Below are 18,198 nucleotides of genomic sequence, written 5' to 3'. Positions count from 1 at the left end.
CCCGCCGCGCGGTCTCCCTCAGAGGAGCAGCGGTCCCGCCTTCTCCTTCATCGCGTCCCTTCGCGCGATCTGCGGGAACAGCCCCTCCCGGATCGCGTGGTAGTCCTCGGGGAAGTCGCACTCCGAGAAGAGCAGGCTCCCGGGGAACTCGGTCAGTTCGAGCAGCCCCAGCGTGAACAGGTACTGCCAGACCTCCTCGTGCTCGGACAGCCGGCCGCTGTAGCCGTAGGGCCGCCGCTCCGGCGGGTCCCCGACGATCCACTCGGTGATCTCGGCGGTGAGCCGGGCGGTCGACGCGTCCAGAGCGATCAGCCCGAGGCTCTCGCCCAGCAGGGACAGCCCCTGGGTCATCGCGTCGGTCATCCCCTTGCCGATCAGCAGGGGCTGGTCGGCGCTCAGGCCGTAGACCCGTACCTCCTCGCTGTCGCCGCTGACCCGCTTCACCACGCTCAGCCTCGCTCCGGCGCCGGCGGCGCTCTCGGCGACGATGCGGTCCAGCACCCCGCGTTCGTAGACGATGTCCGCGTCCGTGACCAGGGTGCGCGCTCCCTGGGGCCGCCAGGCGAGCGCTGCCCGCAGCCCGGCGAGCATGCTCACGCTGGACCCGGTGCGTTCCTCACCGGAGGTGTCCACGACGACGAGTTCGACGCCGTCGTCCTTGCCGAAGGGCTCGAACCAGGGCAGGCCGGCCGGACTCACGACGACGAAGGTCCGCTCGACCCCGATGCCGCGGAACAGCTCCAGATGCCGGCTCATGAAACTGGTGTGCTCCCCGGCCGAACCGGGCAGGGCCGCCGCCGACGGTGCGTCCTCCTGCCGTATCGGCAGGAGCGACTTGGGCAGCGGGACCCCTTCCACCGAGCCCATCCGCCGGTTCTCCCCGGCGGCGAGGACGATCGCGCATTCGGTCATGGTGGCTCCTCAGCTCGCCGCGCTGCTGACGTCGATGATGGTGGACGTGATCGCGGAGGCGGAGCCCACACAGATGCGGGACAGCCGTTCGCGGTGTTCCTCGTACTTGCGCTCCCAGGCCACCGGATCCCGTTCGTAGATGGACTGGTTGTAGCGCTGGAGGAAACCGTTGACGAGCTTCTCCAGGGTCTCGGCGGAGATCTCCGACAGCCGCAGGGTGGAGCGGGCGGTGTCGATGTGCAGGGCGCCCTCGTAGGTGATCGTGCCGTTGCTGACGGACTCCTCGAAGAGTTCGGAGCCGGGGATCGCGGCGGCGATGAAGACGTTGATGGAGTGGAACGGCAGCTGCTCCACGTAGGCGAAGCCGTCCTTGATCTGCTCCTCGGTCTCGCCGGGCATCCCGACGACGAGGGTGCCGTGCATGAGGACGTCGAGGCCGTCGAGGTAGGCCATGAGGTCGGGGACCTTGGTCAGGTCGACGGGTTTGCGGTGCTTCTCCTTGAGGGTCTCCGCGCTGCCGCTGTCGAGGGACAGGGTGATCTGGTAGAGGCCCGACTCCACCATGCGGTCGACCAGGGGCGGGCTGAGCGTGTTGACCATGATGCCGTTCGGTGTGCACCAGGGCAGCTCCAGCGGAACCATCTTCTCGAAGAGTTCCTGCGCGCGTTTGCGGTCGAAGGTGAGGTTGTCGTCGGCGAACTGGACCTCGTCCACCCCGAAGCGGTCCTTGTAGTACTGGATCTCGGCGATGACGTTGTCGGGGGTGCGCGCGAGGTACTGCTTGGAGAAGTTGGTGCTGGCGCAGAAGGTACAGCCGACGGGACAGCCCCGGGACGTGTACAGCGGCAGGACGCGCTTGCCGCGCGGGTAGGGGGAGAACGGCACGTTGTGCGCGAAGTACTTCTCCAGCGGGAGCTTGTGGTACGCCGGGAACGGCAGCCCGTCGAGGTCGGTGATCCGCGCGAACTGGGGGTTGGCGAAGACCTTGCCGTCGCGCCAGCCGGCGAGGCCGTCCGCGTTGGTGTCGATCCTGCCGTCGGCGAGGTTGCGCAGGAAGGGACCGAGGCGGATCTCGCCCTCGCCGCGCAGGACGTAGTCGATGAACGGCACACCGTCCTGCACCGCGTCCTTGAGGAAGCGGCTGGCGTAGATGCTGGCGTGCAGTCCGCCCGCGATGACGGTCGTCTCCGGCTTGACCTCCTTGACCAGTTGCGCGTACCGGTAGAGGTTCTGGAGGTCGGAGGAGTAGATCATGGTGAAGCCGACGACGTCGTAGTCGTTCTCGGCGATGTACGCGCGGAACCGCTCCTCGGTCATGCCCATGTTCCACACGCCCTCGGCGACGCGCACCTCCTCGTCGATGCCTTCGACGATGCAGTCGAGGACGTCGATGTCGATGCCCTCCGCCTCCAGCGCGCCCGCGATGTAGCACAGGCCGATGGGCGGGACGACGCGTTTGACGGCGCCCTCGTACATGCACATCGGCGGCATCACGAGCAGGGTCCGCGGCAGCCGGCCGAGCGGCTCGGCGACGTCGAGCAGCTGGGGTCCGCTGGGGCGGGGCTTGCGGACGCGGGCGGTCTCGTCCTTCTCGGCCAGGTAGATCCGCAGCGGGCTCTCCTGGGGCAGGTGCTGGTCGAGTTTGCCCTGCTTCACCCGGAGGTCACGTTCCTGCGCTCCGGAAGTCTCCTCGGTCATCGGGGGTCGCTCCTCTTGCAGTGGGGGGATGGCGTCATGCGGCTGTGGCCACGGCTGCGGCGAACCGTGCGGCGACCTCGGGCGGGGTGAGGGCCGGGCGGCCCAGCGCGGGGTCGGAGCCGGGACGGATACGGACCCGCACCAGGTGGGGTCCCGGCCGGGTGCGGGCCCGGGCCACCGCGGCCGTGAGCATCCCGGCCTCGCTGACCTCGGCGACCGAGCGGTAGCCGCAGGCGGAGGCGACGGCGCAGAAGTCGACGCCGCCGGACACGGTGGGCTGGCCGCCGGTCGATTCGTACGCCTCGTTGTCGAGCAGGATGTGCAGCAGCCCGGGCGGCGCCTGGCGGCCGATGGTGGTGAGGGACTCCAGGCGCATCAGCGCGGCGCCGTCACCGTCGAGGACGACGACCTCCCGGTCCGGGGCACCCAGCGCGACGCCGAGCCCGACACTGGAGGCGCACCCCATGGAACCGACGACGTAGAGGTTTCCGGCGCGGTCCCAGTCCCGTTCCAGCTCGCGCGCGGTCTTGCCGGTGGTGGCGACGATCAGCGCGTCCTCGGCGACGGACTTGACGACCCGGCCGATCGCGTCGGCCCGCAGCATGAGCTCCCCGCGCCCCGCGTCCGGCGGCGGTGCGGCGCGGTAGGGGGCGAGCGTGCCTTTGGGGACGATCAGCGCGTACGGCAGCCGGGTGGCCTCCATGTGCGCCTGCGCCAGCCGCAGGGTGCCCGCCAGCCGGCCGGGATCGGCGGGGAACCGCTCGTGCCGGATCTCCATCGAGGTCAGCAGTTCGGGGGTGATGCGGCCCATCAGCCGGTGCTGCGGCTCGTCGGGATGGCCCGGACGGCCGCGCCAGGTGACCAGGAGCAGCACCGGCAGGCGCAGGGTGTGACAGAGCGAGGTGAGGGGGTTGACGGTGTTGCCGAGCCCGGAGTTCTGGAGGATGACCACGGGACGGCGGCCCGCGAGCCGGGCACCGGCCGAGATCGCCACGGCCTCGCCCTCGTTCGCGGCCGGGAAGTAGGCGTCGGGGTGCTCGGTCTGTAGAGCACTGATCAGCGGACCGAGGAAGGAGCAGGGGACACCGGTGAAGGGTCCGAAGCCGGCGTCGAGGAAGGTGTCGGCGACGGCGGAGGCATCCAGGTGGACGTTGTCCATGGGGTTTCCCGGGAGATCGTGGCGGCTCGGGCGGTGCCGGACGAGGCGGGCGCCTGACCGGCTCGGTTCGGTGGGCTGGGGCGTGTTGCGGAAGTCCCGCCTGCCCTCCGGGCGGACGACGGGATTTTCGCAACACGCCCTAGTCCTCCAGCGCCCGCCAGGTGTCGAGCCGTTGCAGCGCGAAGACGTCCTGCACGCTGGCGATCCGTTCCTCGACCGCCAGCGTGTGGCCGTGGTCGTACACGGAGCGGAACGTGGCACGCAGCGCGCTGACCGTCGCCCGCAGCCCATGGTTCGCGTAGATCACGGCCGCCACCCCCGCTTCGCGGATGTCCGCGACGTGCCAGTCGGGATAGGTGGTCGGGACGATGACCACGGGACAGCGGGCATCCCATTTCTCCAGGAATTCGGAAACCTCTTTGCGATTGCTGGACTTGGAATGGACGAGTACCGCGTCCGCGCCGGAATCTGCATATGCCATGCACCTCTTCAGTGCGGCATCCACACCGAGCCCGCAGATCATTGCCTCGGTGCGCGCGATGACCACCATTTCCGCCGTGCTCTGCGCGTTCTTGGCGATCTCTATCCGATGGGCGAATTCATCGGTGTCGACCAGTGCCTGATCGCCTCCCGCGAAACTGTTGATCTTGGGGAAGACTTTGTCCTCCACACACACGGCGGTCAGTCCCGCGGCCTCGAACTCGTGCACCATGTGGGCCACGTTCATCCGGCCGCCGTACCCGGTGTCGCAGTCGACGACGACCGGTATGCCCAGGACACTCTGCATCCGGGCCGCGGCCCGCAGGTATTCGTCCATGCCGAGCAGGCTCGCGTCGGGCAGCCCGCGAGCGGCCGAAACCTCCAGGGACGAGGACCAGACGGCCTGGAATCCCGCCTCCTGGGCGAGCAGGGCGCCGAGGGCGTCATGGGCGCCGGCTATGCGGACGACGTCATCGGCCCTGCCTTCGAGGACCGAACGGAACGAGCGGTGAGTGATGCGCTGCATACGCGTGTAACACCCTCTCTTCAACGAGCACGGTGGAGGGGTGGACCTGAATTCCTGCTCGGATGTCGACGCTTGGAGGATGTGTCGAAAGGAGCGGGGGGCGACCGCCCGGAACGGCAGCACGACCTTGGATGCCGTGGGGGGTCGATAGGTCCTGCCGGAAATAGCCTACGACGCCGTTTAGGATTCAAACAAGCTTGCTTTCCGGCCTTCCGGTCGGATTGCGGAAAACAGCAGTCCACTGGAAGGCAACCCGGAGGTAAATCACTGTTCATCTGCAAAGCGAGGGGACCCCTTGACGGTTCCGGTCGCGTCCGCCTCGCAGCGCCCGCCGACGGGACCGCAGCTTTTCAGTCATTGCGGATGTGCTCCATTGCCGCTCCCCGGAGCCGGGCATAGGCTCCCGCTACTCATCGGTGATCAGTTGCTCGGTCACCCACCAGGCCACGGACCTGCGGTGCGCCCCCGCGCCTCCGCCCCACGAGTACGCCTCGTGCCCCATGCCGTCCGCGCCAACTTCCTGGAGCCCGGCCCATGACGTCATCCCCGACCGTCCCCGCATCCCGGCAGGTACTGCTCAACCCCGGACCCGTGAACGTGCACGACGACGTGCGCGCCGCCCTCGCCTCCCCCGACCGCTGCCATCGCGAACCCGAGGTGCTGCGGCTGCTCTCCCTGATCCGGCAGAAGGTCACCCTCGTCTGCGGCGGCGACGAACGGCACAGCGCCGTCCTGCTCGGCGGCTCCGGCACCTCCGCCCTGGAGGCGACGATCAGCTCGGTGATCCCGCCCGACGGCCGGGTCCTGATCGTCGGCAACGGTCACTACGGCGAACGCCTGCGGCAGATCGCCGCCGTCCACGCACTCCCGCACCGCTACCTGGACCTCGGCCACGGCGCCCCCTTCGACCTGAGGGCCGTCGACGGCGCCCTGGCCGGCGACCCCTCCCTCACCCACGTCGCCGCCGTCCACCACGAGACCAGCACCGGAATGCTCAACCCGCTGCGGGAACTGGGCGCCCTGACGGCACGTCACGGCAGATCCCTGATCGTCGACGCGGTCAGCAGCCTCGGAGCCGAACCGCTGGACCTGGACGCCGACCACGTCGACTGGTGCGTCGGCACCGCCAACAAATGCCTGGAGGGCTACCCCGGACTCAGCTTCGTCGTCGCCCCACGGGAGCGGCTGGCCGCGCTGGAGACCGTGCCGCCGCGCACCTTCTCCCTCGACCTGCACCGGCACCACACCGCCCAGGAACACGCCGGCACCTCCCTGTTCACGCTCCCGGTGCAGACCATGAACGCGTTCGACACCGCCCTCGACCTCATGCTCCAGGAGGGCGTCCACACCCGCGGAGCCCGCTACGCCACCCTGTCCGAACAGGTCCGCGCCGGTCTCGCCGACCGCGGACTGAGCCTGCGCCTGCCCCCGGACCAGCGCTCCAGCTCCCTGACCGCCTTCCGCCTGCCCGACGGCCTCACCTACGAGGCGCTCCACGACGGACTCAAGGCCGAGGGGTACGTCGTGTACGCCGGACAGTCCCCCGGGGAGCACGAGTTCAGAGTGGCCACGATGGGCCGGCTGACCGAGGACGACATCACCGGCTTCCTCGCCGCCTACGACAAGGTCACCGCGCCCGCACCGCAGGTCTGATCACCCAGAGCGAACAGCCGCACCGACGAGAGGCTTCTCCATGGGGACGACGCCCCACCCCGCCCCGGCCACCACCCTCGCCGTCATCGGCGCGGGCCCCAGCTGCACCTATGTCCTGGAACGCCTCGCCGCCACGGCCGTCGCGCACGGCGCCACGGGGCGACGGCTGAACATCCACATCTTCGACCGCACCGGGCAGTTCGGCGCCGGCCAGGTGCACAGCCCCGACCAGCCAGTCACCAGCTACCTCAACCGCATCGTCGGCCAGGTCGGCTTCGCGGCCGACGAGAGCGTCGAGGACGCCGGCCCGCTCCTCGCCCCCGCCGACCGGCCCACCCTCCTGGAGTGGTGTCGCCGCCGGTTCCGCGACACCGGGGACCCCGTCTTCGACCTGGCGGCCGAGGACTGGCCCAAGCGGTACATCCACGGCCAGGCCCTGCGCGACCGCTTCGACTTCTACGTACGGATGCTGCGCGAGCGGGCCGGCGCCTCCGTCGTCCTGCACCGCGCGGAGGTCGTCGACCTCGACGACCGGGCAGCCGACGGCCGGCTCGCCGTCGTCACCTCCGACGGCGACCGCACCGTCCGCGCCGACCAGGTGCTCATCCTCACCGGCCACTCCTCCAACGACCCCCGCCACTACGCCCGCCAGCGCGGCTGGGCCGAGTTCGCCCGTGAGCACGGCGCGCGGTTCGTGCCGTCCGCGTATCCGCTGGAGAACGCCTTCGCGCCCGGCGAAGCAGGGCCCGGCACCGTCGTCGGCTGCCTGGGGATGGGGCTGACCGCGATCGATGTGATCCTGCACCTCACCGAGGGCCGCGGCGGCACGTTCCGCACCGGCGCGGACGGCCGCCCCGAGTACCACCGCTCGGGCGCCGAACCCGACGCGATCGCCGTCTTCAGCCGGGCCGGCCTGTTCACCTTCGCCCGCCCCTACAACGCGAAGGAGCGCGCCCCCCAGGAACTGGAGCACCGAGGCGTGTTCCTCGTCCCGGAGGCGGTACGACGCCTGCGCGCCGCGGTCGGCGCACCCCGCCGGGTCGGCGACCGGATCCAGCGCCAACTCGACTTCCGCGCCCACCTGTTGCCCGTCCTCCTCCTGGAGATGGCCCACCTCTACTACACGACCCTCTTCGGCCCCGCCTTCGGCGCCCGCGCACGGCACGCCGCATGGGACGAGTACGAGGCGTTCCTGGCCGACGGCGGCGCGGGCGCCGGACCCGAGGACGCCCAGCAGCGGCTGCTGGCGCCCCTGGAGCGGGCCGTCGACGAGGCGGTGCACATCGTGGACGGCGTGCTGTCGGGAGCCCGCACGCACGCGGAGACGGTACGGGAGACCCCCTGGGCCGACGAGGCCGTACGCCGATACCTGACCGTCGTGTTCGGCGCCGAGTCGGCGAAACCGCTGGCGGATCTGCTGGACGCGACCCCGGTGGCCCTGGCCGACGCGGTGGCCGCCGCCCGGTCCCCGTACCGGCACCCCACATCCGCCGAGGAGCACCGCTTCTCCTGGGCCGGCACCGTCCACCCGCTCGCCGGGCGGCAGTGGGACGGGCCCGGCGACTACACGGCGGCCGTGCTCGACTTCATGGACCGCGACCACCGCTGGGCCGCGCAGGACAACCTGACCAACCCCGCGAAGGCCGCGGCCGACGGCGTCTGGCGGGACCTGCGCGACGTCCTCGCCGACGCGCTGGACTTCGGCGGGCTCCTCGCCCCCTCCCACCGCGACTTCCTGGACGTCTTCATGCGCCACCACAACCGGCTGTGCAACGGGGCCGCGCTGGAGGTCATGGAGAAGATGCGGGCGCTGATCCGCGCCGGGATGGTGGACGTGTCGGCGGGCCCGGACGCGCGAGTCCTGACCGACGCCGTATCCGGCCGCTACCAGGTGGAGGGCCCGGCGACGGGAGCGGCGATCACGGTGGACGTCCTGGTCGACTCCCGGGTCCACCCCTTCGACGCGGAGCACGACGCGAGCCCCTTCTACCCCAACCTCCTGCGCCGGGGCCTGATCCGGAAGTGGCGCAACCCCGGCACCCCGGACTTCGTCCCCGGCGGCCTCGACCTCACCCCCGGCTTCCACCCCCTGAGCCGGGACGGCCGCCCCGACCCGCGCCTGACCATCCTCGGCCCGCCCAGCGAAGGCGTGATGTTCTTCCAGCTGGGCGCGTTGCGGCCCTACCAGAACCACCACGTCATGCAGGACATCCTGTGCTGGATCAGGGACTTCTGGAAGCGGTCCGCGCGGTAGGGGCGGCCTACCGCGCGCCTCGGCGAGGCATGGCGGCGGCAGGGACCCGGCACGGCGGGCATCACCGCATGGTGACCTGACCCGGAGCGAGGGGAAAAGCCCGGTGAGGGTTTGGTAACGGTGCCTTGTTCCGGATGAATCCGTTCGGTAATCCGCCAAGGCTGAAGTGGTTCTCCGTAAGGCAGCGGCGAGAGGCCGCCGCTTCATGCCTCCCCCGGAGGATCCCATGCCTGAGACGTACTTCCCCGTGCGCCGGCCCGACGGCGAGACACCCGGGCTCGCCGGCTCGCACCACCCGGTCGCCGTGATCGGCGGCGGCCAGGCGGGCCTGTCCGTCAGCTACGCCCTGTGGCAGCGCGGAGTCGAGCACGTCGTGATCGAGGCGAAGCGGGTCGGACACGAGTGGCGCGAGCGCCGCTGGGACTCCTTCTGCCTGGTCACCCCGAACTGGCAGTGCCGGCTTCCCGGTTTCCCCTACCAGGGCGACGACCCCGACGGCTTCATGGCCCGCGACGAGATCGTGCGGTACCTGGAGGACTACGTCGCCTTCTTCCGGCCGCCGCTGGTGGAGGGCGTGTCGGTCACCCGGCTGCGCCGGGCGCCGCAGGGGACGTACGAACTCGCCACCACGGACGGGGACTTCACCGCCGACCAGGTGGTGGTCGCCACCGGCCCCTACCACACGCCGTCCGTTCCGGCGTCGGCCCAGCGCCTGCCCGACGGCGTCGCGCAGGTCCACTCCAGCGGCTACCGCAGCCCCGGACAGCTCCCCGAGGGCGCGGTGCTGGTGGTGGGCACCGGCCAGTCCGGCTGCCAGATAGCCGAGGACCTGCACCTGGCGGGACGGCAGGTCCACCTGGCCGTGGGCGGCGCACCGCGCGTGGCCCGTTCCTACCGGGGCCGGGACTGCGTGGCCTGGCTGGACGACATGGGCCACTACGGCAGGCCGATCGACGAGTTCGACGACGCCGACGCGGTCCGCATGCGCGTCAACCACTACGTGACGGGCCGGGACGGCGGCCGGGACATCGACCTGCGCGCCTTCGCCCGGGACGGGATGCGCCTGTACGGGCGGCTCACCGGCGTCTCCGGCGAGCGCCTGGAGTTCGCCGACGACCTGAAGGCCAACCTCGACCACGCGGACGCGGTGGCGGACGGCATCAAGGACGCCATCGACGCCCACATCACCGCACAGGGCATCGACGCCCCGCACGAGGCACGCTACGTACCCGTGTGGGAGCCGGCCGAGCAGCCCCGCGCACTCGGTCTCGCCGAGGCCGGCATCACCTCCGTCGTCTGGTCGACCGGCTTCCGCCGCGACCACCGGTGGATCGAGATACCCGTCTTCGACGGGCGCGGCTACCCCATGCACTGGCGCGGCGTCACCAACGTGCCCGGCCTGTACTTCCTGGGTCTGCCCTGGCAGTACTCGTGGGGCTCGGGCCGCTTCGAAGCGGTGGGCCGCGACGCCGAGTTCCTCGCCGGCCACATCGACGCCTCCCGCCGCCTCGCCGACGTGTGCGGCACCCTGACCGGCGCGCCCGGTGAACTCGCCTGCGCCCTCCCGATCGGCTGAGCGCCCCATGGTCCACGACGCACACCGCCACATCGGCGTCCTGCCCGCCTTCCCCTTCTACGGCGGCCCGCCCGTCCACCCCGACACCACCGCCCGCGCCACCGTCAAGCAGCTGATCGCCGACCTGGACGCGGAGGGCACCGAACGCGCCCTGGTCATCCCCAACTACGGTGTCCCCGACCCCGCCATCGCCTTCTCCTTCAACGCCCTGGCGATCGAGGCCGCCCAGACGGACGACCGGATCCGAGCCGGACTGTGGGTCTCGCCCCGGCCCGAGGACGCCGAGCACACCGCACAGGCCCTCAGCCTCGCCGGCGAGCCCGGAGTACGGGCACTCAAGCTCAGCTTCCTGCTCGGCGGCCGTCCCACCGACCCCGCCTGCCGCCCCCACCTGGACCGGATCTTCGCCACCGCCGCCCGCCACAACCTCGTGGTCCACGTCCACACCTCCCCGGGCGCCGCCTCCGACATCGACGAGGTCGGCCACCTGGTGGACTGGTACGCAGACCGGGTCGCCGTCCACCTCGTGCACTTCGGCGGCGGCATGAGCGGCCACATCAAGCTCGCCGGCTCCCGCTTCTTCGACTGGATCGCGGCCGGCAAACGCGTCTACACCGACCTCTCCTGGGCCATCGGCTTCCTGCCGCACTGGCTGGCCCGCGAGATCGAGCACCGCGGCATCGGCCACGACCGGGTGCTCTTCGCCAGCGACCAGCCGTGGGGCGACTTCGCGGGCGAGTACGCCCGGATGACCTCCGCGACCGGCGGCGGCGAACTCGGCGACCTCGTCTTCCGGGACACCTTCGCCGCGCTCTACGACTGACGTCCGCCCCTCTTCCCCGTACCCCTCTTCCCCGTACCTCTCGTTCCCGTACCGCACAAGGAGACAGCCATGTCCGCATCCCCCGCCGAACTCAGCGACATCGAGCGGAAGTCCCTCGACGAGATCCCGCACCCCTCCCTGGCCGAGGGCTCCAGCATCTACGGCTCCACCAAGGTCTTCCCCGACTACCAGGCCGAGAACGGCGAGACCTACTTCACCCTCGTCCACGGCATCGCCCACGAGTCGTCGGTGTCCTTCGTCGCCGTCCTCCAGGCCACCCGCGCCCTGCGCAAGGGCTTCGAGACCGCCATCTACTTCTACGGCCCCGGCTCCCTCAACTGCCTCGCCACACGCGGCTTCCCGACCGTCGGCAACTCCGCCTTCCCCGGCGAGCACAACATCAACAACCAGCTCAAGACGTTCATCGCCGAGGGCGGCAAGGTCTACTGCTGCCGCTTCGGCCTCTCCCTGCACGGCGCCCGCGAGGAGGACCTCATCGAGGGCGTCATCCCCACCCACCCCCTCGACGTCCAGGACGCGCTGATCCACTACGCGCGCAAGGGCGCCATCATCAACTCCACCTACCAGCTGTAAGGGAGGACGACGTGAGCGTCGGCACCGGACCGACAGCCGTGGACGTCCGCATCATGACCCGCGCCGAACTCGCCCTGCGGGGAGTCGCGCTGGACGCCCCGGTACGGCGCCCTGACGGCGCGGGCCCCAGCGACGACGGCCACGTCCTCGTCGACGGTGCCAACGCCGCACTGCCCATCGACCCACAGAGCCCCTACCGGGTGCGCGACGGCAAGGTCTGGCTCGGCGACGAGGACGGACACCTCACCGACACCGGCCTCACCCTGACCGCCGTACAGCGCCCGAAGTTCTACGACCTCGTCACCGACGACGGCACCCCCTACGAGCACATCGCCCGCCTGCACGGCGCCGACGTCCTCGCCACCACCGTCGTCCAGACCTGCATCCGCTACGCCGAGGCGGACCGCTGCCGCTTCTGCACCATCGAGGAGTCCCTGCGCTCCGGCGCGACCGTCGCCGCCAAGACACCGGCACAGCTCGCCGAGGTCGCCGAGGCCGCCGTACGCCTCGACGGCGTCAAGCAGATGGTGATGACGACCGGTACGACCACCGGCCCGGACCGGGGCGCCCGCACCCTGGTCCGCTCCGTCCGCGAGGTCCTGCGGGCCGTACCGGAGCTGCCGGTCCAGGTGCAGTGCGAGCCGCCCGGCGACCTGTCCTGGATCCGCGCTCTGTACGACGCCGGGGCCACCGCGATCGGCATCCACGTCGAGTCCCTCGACGACGAGGTGCGCCGGCGCTGGATGCCCGGGAAGTCGTCCGTGCCGATGGCCGAGTACGAGGCCGCGTGGGACGAGGCGGTGCGGGTGTTCGGCCCGAACCGGGTCTCCACCTACCTGCTCGTCGGGCTCGGCGAGGACGCGGACGAACTCATCGACGGGGCGGGGAAGCTGATCGACCGGGGCGTCTACCCGTTCGTCGTCCCCTTCCGCCCGATGAGCGGCACCCTCGCCGCCCGCGACGGCGTCCGGGCCCCCAGCGCCGACCTGTTGCGGTACGTCACCGAGGGCGTGGCGGCGAAGCTGCGCGCGGCCGGCATGAGCGGCGCCGACCAGCGGGCGGGCTGCGCGGCCTGCGGGGCGTGCGGCGTGCTGCGGACCGCGGGCGGGTGAGGGGCGTGTACCTCGACGACGTGGCCGCGCCCCCGGTGGGCGAGCAGACCGACATCCTCGCGCTGCTCGGCGACCGCAGCACCCTCGCCCGCCGCCCGGCCTTCCACCTCCGGCAGGCCGACAGCACGGCCGAACTGGCCGCCTACCGGACACTGCGCAAGGAGACGTTCGTCCACGAACAGGGGCTGTTCACGGACGACGACCTCGACGACCGTGACGCGGACCCCCGTACCGTCGTCCTTCTCGCCAGGTCCGCCGAGGACGGCACGGTCGTCGGCGGCGTACGGCTCGGCCCGGTCGACGACGGCCCCGACATCGGCTGGTGGCAGGGCGGGCGGCTGGTCGTCGACCGGCGGGCCCGCAGCGCCCACGGCATCGGCGCCGCTCTGGTCCGGGCGGCCTGCGCCCGGGCGGAGTCGGAGGGCGTGCTGCGGTTCGACGCGACCGTCCAGGCCCGGGCGGAGACCCTGTTCCGGCGGCTCGGCTGGCAGCGGGTGCGGGACGTGACGGTCGCCGCCGCGCCCCACGTCCTGATGCGGTGGCCGATCGGCCGGATCGCCGCTCTCGTCGCCGCCACCAAGGCCCCCCTCGGCTCCCTCCTGGCGCCCCTCGCACCCGGCGCCGAGGGCTTCGTCGGCGACGACGGCGCGCCCGTCCCCGGCACCGACGTGATCGCCGCGTGCGACGCGATCGTGCCGTCGATGGTCGAACGCGACCCGGAGTGGGCCGGCTGGTGCTCGGTCCTGGTCAACGTCAACGACCTCGCCGCGATGGGCGCCACGCCGGTCGGCCTGCTCGACGCGGTCGGCGCGAAGGACGCGGCCCACGCCCGGCGCGTCCTCGCCGGTCTGACCCGGGCCGCGCGGGCGTACGGCGTCCCGGTGCTCGGCGGACACACCCAACTCGGCGTCCCCGCCGCCCTGTCGGTGACCGCGCTCGGCCGCACCGACCGTCCCGTTCCCGGAGGCGGCGGCCGTCCCGGACACCTGGTGCGGCTGACCGCCGACCTCGGTGGCGGCTGGCGTCCCGGATACACCGGCCGCCAATGGGATTCGACCAGCCGTCGCAGCCCGGACGAACTGCGCGCCATGACCGGCGCGGTGGCCGCCGCCCGCCCGGCAGCGGCGAAGGACGTCTCGATGGCGGGCATCGCCGGGACGCTGGGCATGCTCGCCGAGGCGGGCGGCTGCCGGGCCGTGCTGGACGTGGCCGCCGTACCCCGGCCGCGCACCGCGACCATGGGCGACTGGCTGACCTGCTTCCCCGGGTTCGCCATGCTCACCGCCGGCACGGCGGGCGGCCCGCCGCTCGCGGCCGGCCCCGCCACGGGCGCCGTGTGCGGCGCGCTGACCACGGGAGAAGGCGTCGGGCTGCGCTGGCCCGACGGAGAGATCACCGAAGCGGTCACGTCCACGGTGACCGGGATGGGACCCGCATGAGCACCCTGCGTCTGGCGGCCGTCGCCGCCGAGTTCGGCCGCGACCTGGAAGAGGACTTCGCGACCGCCGAACGGCTGATCGAGGAAGCGCGTAAGGAGGGCGTAGGGCTGCTGGCGCTGCCCGAGGCGTGCCTGGGCGGCTATCTGCTCAGCCTCGACGACGGTGCCGAAGCCGACGGGGGCCCGCCCGCGCTCGCCCTCGACGGGCCCGAGATCCGCCGGCTGGCCGCGCTCGCCGGCGAGATGACCGTCGTGGCCGGCTACTGCGAGGAGGCGCCCGACGGACAGCACTACAACAGCGTCGTCTGCGTCACGGGCGACGGCGTCCTGGGCAACCACCGCAAGGTCCACCAGCCCCTGAGCGAGGACGCCTCCTACGCCTCCGGCGACCGCTTCCACGCCTTCGACACCCCCGTCGGCCGGATCGGCATGATGATCTGCTACGACAAGGCGTTCCCGGAGTCCGCCCGCTCCCTGGCCCTCGACGGCGCCGAGATCGGCGTCTGCGTCTCCGCCTGGCCGGGCGCCCGCACGAACGCCGTCGCCGACCTGGCGCAGGACCGCTGGAAGCGCCGCTTCGACCTCTTCGACCGGGCCCGCGCCCTGGAGAACCAGATCGTGTGGCTGTCCGCCAACCAGGCGGGGACCTTCGGGTCGCTACGCTTCGTCGGCAGCGCCAAGGTCGTCGACCCCGGCGGCGAGATCCTCGCCGAAACGGGGGTGGCGGCCGGTATCGCCGTCGCCGACATCGACGTCACGCAGGCCCTTGAGACCGCCCGCCGGTCCATGGGGCACCTGCGCGACCGGCGCCCGGACGCCTACACACCCGCAGGAGCAGTCACCGTATGAGCACCGTCCGGATCGCGGCAGCAGCCGCCCACTTCGGCCGCGACCTGGAGTTCGACCTGGCGAGGATCGCCAAGCTCATCGACGACGCCCGCGCCTCCGGCGCCGGGCTCCTCGTCCTCCCGGACGCCGCGCTCGGCGGCTACCTCGCCGACCTGCGCCACCCCGACCCCGGGGCGCTGCCGCCCGCGCTCAAGCCGGACGACCCGCTGATCCTCCGGGTCGCCCGGCTCGCGGCGGAGATGGTGGTGTGCGTCGGCTACTGCGAGGACGACGGCACCGACCGCTACAACGCCGCCGTCTGTGTGTCCGGCGACGGTGTCCTCGGCCGCCACCGCAAGGTGCATCTCCCGGCGGGGGAGACCGCCGCCTACACGCCCGGCGACCGCTTCGACGCCTTCGACACCCCGGCCGGCCGGCTCGGCATGCTCATCGACTACGACAAGACCTTCCCCGAGTCGGCCCGTTCGCTGGCGCTGGACGGCGCGGAGATCCTCGCCTGCCTGTCCGCCTGGCCGACCAGCATCACCAACCGCGCACCGCGCATGGCCCAGGACCGCCAGGCCAAGCTGTTCGACCTCTACGACCAGGCGCGCGCCGCCGAGAACCAGGTCGTCCTCGCCTCCTCCAACCAGACCGGCGCCATGGGCGGCATGCGCTTCCTCGGCCAGGCCAAGGTCGTCGGCCCCGGCGGCGACATCCTCGCCCGCACCTGGGCCAAGGCGGGACTCGCGGTGGCCGAGGTCGACGTCGCCGAGGAGATCGACCGGGCCCGCCGCGTCCTGCGCCACCTCGACGAACGCAGACCGACCGCCTACCGGGAGACCCCGTCGTGAAGATCGCCCTGCTCAGCTACTCCACCAGACCGCGCGGCGGAGTCGTCCACACCCTCGCCCTCGCGGAGGCCCTCGCCGCGCTGGGCGAGGACGTCACCGTGTGGACCCTGGGCCGGGGCGGCGACGAGGGCTTCTACCGCCGCGTCGACCCCGCCGTACGCGTGTGCGTCGTACCGTTCCCGGACGGCCCGCCCGGCGAGAGCGTCGGTGCGCGCGTCCTGCGCTCCATCGACACCCTCCGCGCCGCCTTCGAACCGGGCCCCTACGACATCGTCCACGCCCAGGACTGCATCAGCGCCAACGCCGTCGGCCGCTGCGTGCGGACCGTCCACCACCTCGACCACTTCACCACCCCCGAACTCGCCGCCTGCCACGAGAAGGCGATCGTCGAGCCGTACGCACACATCTGTGTCTCAGGGGCGGTGGCGCGGGAGCTGAAGGACGGCTGGGGTCTGACGGCGGAGGTCATCCCCAACGGGGTGGCGTACGAACGGTTCGCCGCCACCGATCCGGCGGCGCGGGAAGCGTGGCGCTCACGCCTCGGCCGCTACGTCCTGGCCGTCGGCGGCATCGAACCCCGCAAGGGCTCCCTCGACCTGCTGGATGCCTACGCCCTGCTGCGCACCGGACACCCGGACGTGCGGCTGGTGATCGCCGGCGGCGAGACACTCTTCGACTACCGGGACTACCGGGCCCGCTGGGAGGCGCGAGCCGGTGAACTCGGGGTCGAGCCGGTCGTGCTCGGGCCGGTGGCCGACGACGAACTGCCGGCCCTGGTGGGCGCGGCGGCGGCCTTCGCCTTCCCGTCCCTGAAGGAGGGCTTCGGCCTGGCCGCGATGGAGGCGCTGGCGGCCGGCGTACCGCTGGTCGTGCGGGACCTGCCCGTGCTGCGGGAGGTGTTCGGACCCGCCGCGCGCTTCGCCGACGACCCGCACACGCTGGCCGCCGGACTCGGGGACGCCCTGTCCGTCGCGGACCCGGCCCGACGGGACGCCGGACGCGAGCTTGCCGCCGGGCACACCTGGGACGCGGCGGCGCGTCGGCACCTGGCGTTCTACCGGTCCCTGCCCGGCCGGGGTCCGGGCGAAGCCGCTGGGTGAGGCCGTCGGCGACCTTGTGGCCGCAAAGCCCGACGCCGAACCGGAACAGGCATTCGTGGCCGTAGCGCACCATCCTGCGTTGACGGACGGGATCGGCTCGTACGAGGTCTTGCTCGATCGCCCGGAGGGTCACGGACGGTCTCTGTCCGGAGCCGGAAGGGCGCTTCGTGGCGGTGTCTTACGAGGGTTCCTCCCGCAGGGACTCGCGTAGTCGCAACAGTTCCCGGCGCCGGGAGTGTGCCCGCGTCAGGAGCAGTCCCGCGGCGGCGGCGAGTGCGGTGCCGGCCGACGCGACCGCCAGCGCCTCGGCCGTCGTACCGCGTACCGCGGCCAGGGCCGTCCCGGCGACGCCGGTGGTCATGGTTGCCACCAGCGCGAGCCGGGCGCCCAGCACCCGGTCCCGGGCGAACAGCGGCCTGCGCCGGGACAGGACCCAGCCGGAGAAGGCGGCCCAGGCCACCCCGATGGCGATCAGCACCGTGAAGGCGGCCTGCGTGCGCGCGGGCAGCGGGTCCGGCTCGGTCGCCCACAGCACTGCGATCAGCGCCGCCGCGCACCCTCCCGCCAGCCCGACGGCCACGTACCGCATCCGGGAGCGCAACGAGAACTCCGCCGCCAGCACGCGCTCCAGTTCCTCGGGCACTCCGTGATTCCGCCCGCTCATGCCTTGTAACCCCTCTCGGTCAGGACGTCCCGCAGCAAGCGACGCACGCGGTGCAGCCTGCTCTTGACCGTGCCGGGCGGTACGCCCAGTACCTCCGCGCACGAGGCCAGAGACAGGTCCTGCAAGGGGAACAGGACCAGCACCTCCCGCTCCAGCGGCGGCAGACCACCGAGGCCGGCCTCGATCTCCAGCGTGGTCAGGACGGCGGCGAACGGGTCGCCGCCGTCGGCGGTCGCGCCGTTCTCCACCGCCGAGGTGCCCAGAGCCGGGTACGCCTGCCGGAGGTGGTCGGCCACGGTGCGCCGGACGATGGTGAACAGCCACGGCGCGAACCGCTCCGGCCGCCGCAGGCGCGGCAGCCCGCGCACCACGGCGACCCACGCCTCCTGGACGAGATCGTCCGCCAGGTACCCGGACCCTGCGCCTGTCCTCGTCCACCGCACCTCCCTGTCCCACGCCACGCGTCACGCGTCACCAAGAGAGTCGGCGCCCAGGGCGGAAAGGTTCACAGGGGCTGTTGCCGCTCT

Annotated in this window: 17 protein-coding genes; 10 read left to right on the top strand and 7 right to left on the bottom strand. The window is 72.1% G+C overall.

Going from position 1 to position 18,198, the window contains the following annotated elements; translation table 11 throughout:
- Window positions 1–18 precede the first annotated feature (18 nt).
- The 5 genes from ACQCO7_RS01240 to ACQCO7_RS01220 form a co-directional block, all read right to left on the bottom strand.
- Window positions 19–912, bottom strand: coding sequence for an Sden_1164 family protein (locus ACQCO7_RS01240; RefSeq protein ID WP_464069978.1), 894 nt, complete (start codon window positions 910–912; stop codon window positions 19–21).
- A gap of 9 nt (window positions 913–921) precedes the next feature.
- Entirely contained in the window at window positions 922–2,610 is a 1,689-nt protein-coding gene (locus ACQCO7_RS01235; protein WP_464069977.1) for an Sden_1168 family B12-binding radical SAM P-methyltransferase, read from the bottom strand.
- Window positions 2,611–2,644: 34 nt separating this feature from the next.
- Window positions 2,645–3,769, bottom strand: a complete 1,125-nt coding sequence (gene aepY, locus ACQCO7_RS01230; protein ID WP_464069976.1) for a phosphonopyruvate decarboxylase — start codon at window positions 3,767–3,769, stop codon at window positions 2,645–2,647.
- 139 nt (window positions 3,770–3,908) lie between these two features.
- Window positions 3,909–4,775 carry an isocitrate lyase/phosphoenolpyruvate mutase family protein gene (locus ACQCO7_RS01225; protein ID WP_464069975.1) on the bottom strand — a complete coding sequence of 289 codons (867 nt, stop codon included), beginning with the start codon at window positions 4,773–4,775 and terminating at the stop codon, window positions 3,909–3,911.
- 406 nt (window positions 4,776–5,181) lie between these two features.
- A complete protein-coding gene (locus ACQCO7_RS01220) occupies window positions 5,182–5,319 on the bottom strand; it encodes a hypothetical protein (protein ID WP_464069974.1) in 138 nt (45 codons plus the stop codon).
- Here ACQCO7_RS01220 and ACQCO7_RS01215 point away from each other — a divergent pair.
- From ACQCO7_RS01215 to ACQCO7_RS01170, 10 genes are all read left to right on the top strand, one after another.
- On the top strand, window positions 5,310–6,428 hold the full coding sequence (locus tag ACQCO7_RS01215; RefSeq protein ID WP_464069973.1) for a pyridoxal-phosphate-dependent aminotransferase family protein: 1,119 nt from the start codon (window positions 5,310–5,312) through the stop codon (window positions 6,426–6,428). The two genes, ACQCO7_RS01220 and ACQCO7_RS01215, sit on opposite strands and share 10 nt — an antisense overlap.
- Before the next feature lie 40 nt (window positions 6,429–6,468).
- Window positions 6,469–8,682: an FAD/NAD(P)-binding protein gene (locus ACQCO7_RS01210; RefSeq protein WP_464069972.1), complete on the top strand. Its 2,214-nt coding sequence runs from the start codon at window positions 6,469–6,471 to the stop codon at window positions 8,680–8,682.
- 226 nt (window positions 8,683–8,908) lie between these two features.
- Complete coding sequence (locus ACQCO7_RS01205; protein WP_464069971.1) at window positions 8,909–10,258, top strand: MSMEG_0569 family flavin-dependent oxidoreductase; 1,350 nt, start codon at window positions 8,909–8,911, stop codon at window positions 10,256–10,258.
- A 7-nt stretch (window positions 10,259–10,265) separates the two neighbouring features.
- A complete protein-coding gene (locus ACQCO7_RS01200) occupies window positions 10,266–11,081 on the top strand; it encodes an amidohydrolase family protein (protein ID WP_464069970.1) in 816 nt (271 codons plus the stop codon).
- A gap of 69 nt (window positions 11,082–11,150) precedes the next feature.
- Window positions 11,151–11,675, top strand: coding sequence for an MSMEG_0572/Sll0783 family nitrogen starvation response protein (locus ACQCO7_RS01195; RefSeq protein WP_464069969.1), 525 nt, complete (start codon window positions 11,151–11,153; stop codon window positions 11,673–11,675).
- Window positions 11,676–11,686: 11 nt separating this feature from the next.
- Window positions 11,687–12,787, top strand: a complete 1,101-nt coding sequence (locus ACQCO7_RS01190; RefSeq protein WP_464069968.1) for an MSMEG_0568 family radical SAM protein — start codon at window positions 11,687–11,689, stop codon at window positions 12,785–12,787.
- A gap of 5 nt (window positions 12,788–12,792) precedes the next feature.
- A complete protein-coding gene (locus ACQCO7_RS01185; protein ID WP_464069967.1) occupies window positions 12,793–14,226 on the top strand; it encodes an MSMEG_0567/sll0787 family protein in 1,434 nt (477 codons plus the stop codon).
- Entirely contained in the window at window positions 14,223–15,074 is an 852-nt protein-coding gene (locus ACQCO7_RS01180; RefSeq protein WP_464069966.1) for a carbon-nitrogen hydrolase family protein, read from the top strand. Before ACQCO7_RS01185 ends, ACQCO7_RS01180 begins: the two co-directional genes overlap by 4 nt.
- Complete coding sequence (locus tag ACQCO7_RS01175) at window positions 15,071–15,907, top strand: carbon-nitrogen hydrolase family protein (RefSeq protein WP_464069965.1); 837 nt, start codon at window positions 15,071–15,073, stop codon at window positions 15,905–15,907. The genes ACQCO7_RS01180 and ACQCO7_RS01175 overlap by 4 nt, the downstream gene beginning before the upstream one ends.
- A complete protein-coding gene (locus ACQCO7_RS01170; RefSeq protein ID WP_464069964.1) occupies window positions 15,904–17,007 on the top strand; it encodes an MSMEG_0565 family glycosyltransferase in 1,104 nt (367 codons plus the stop codon). The genes ACQCO7_RS01175 and ACQCO7_RS01170 overlap by 4 nt, the downstream gene beginning before the upstream one ends.
- A 178-nt stretch (window positions 17,008–17,185) precedes the next feature.
- Here ACQCO7_RS01170 and ACQCO7_RS01165 read toward each other — a convergent pair whose 3' ends face one another.
- Window positions 17,186–17,671: a transmembrane transport protein gene (locus ACQCO7_RS01165; RefSeq protein WP_464069963.1), complete on the bottom strand. Its 486-nt coding sequence runs from the start codon at window positions 17,669–17,671 to the stop codon at window positions 17,186–17,188.
- Window positions 17,668–18,132 (bottom strand): RNA polymerase sigma factor, encoded by a 465-nt coding sequence (locus ACQCO7_RS01160; protein WP_464069962.1) that lies wholly within the window; start codon window positions 18,130–18,132, stop codon window positions 17,668–17,670. The genes ACQCO7_RS01165 and ACQCO7_RS01160 overlap by 4 nt, the downstream gene beginning before the upstream one ends.
- Between the last annotated feature and the right edge of the window lie 66 nt (window positions 18,133–18,198).

It is taken from the genome of Streptomyces saintjeani (genome assembly GCF_055409605.1).
The sequence above is the reverse complement of the archived record's forward strand: the minus strand, read 5'-3'. Positions and strand labels throughout refer to the sequence as shown.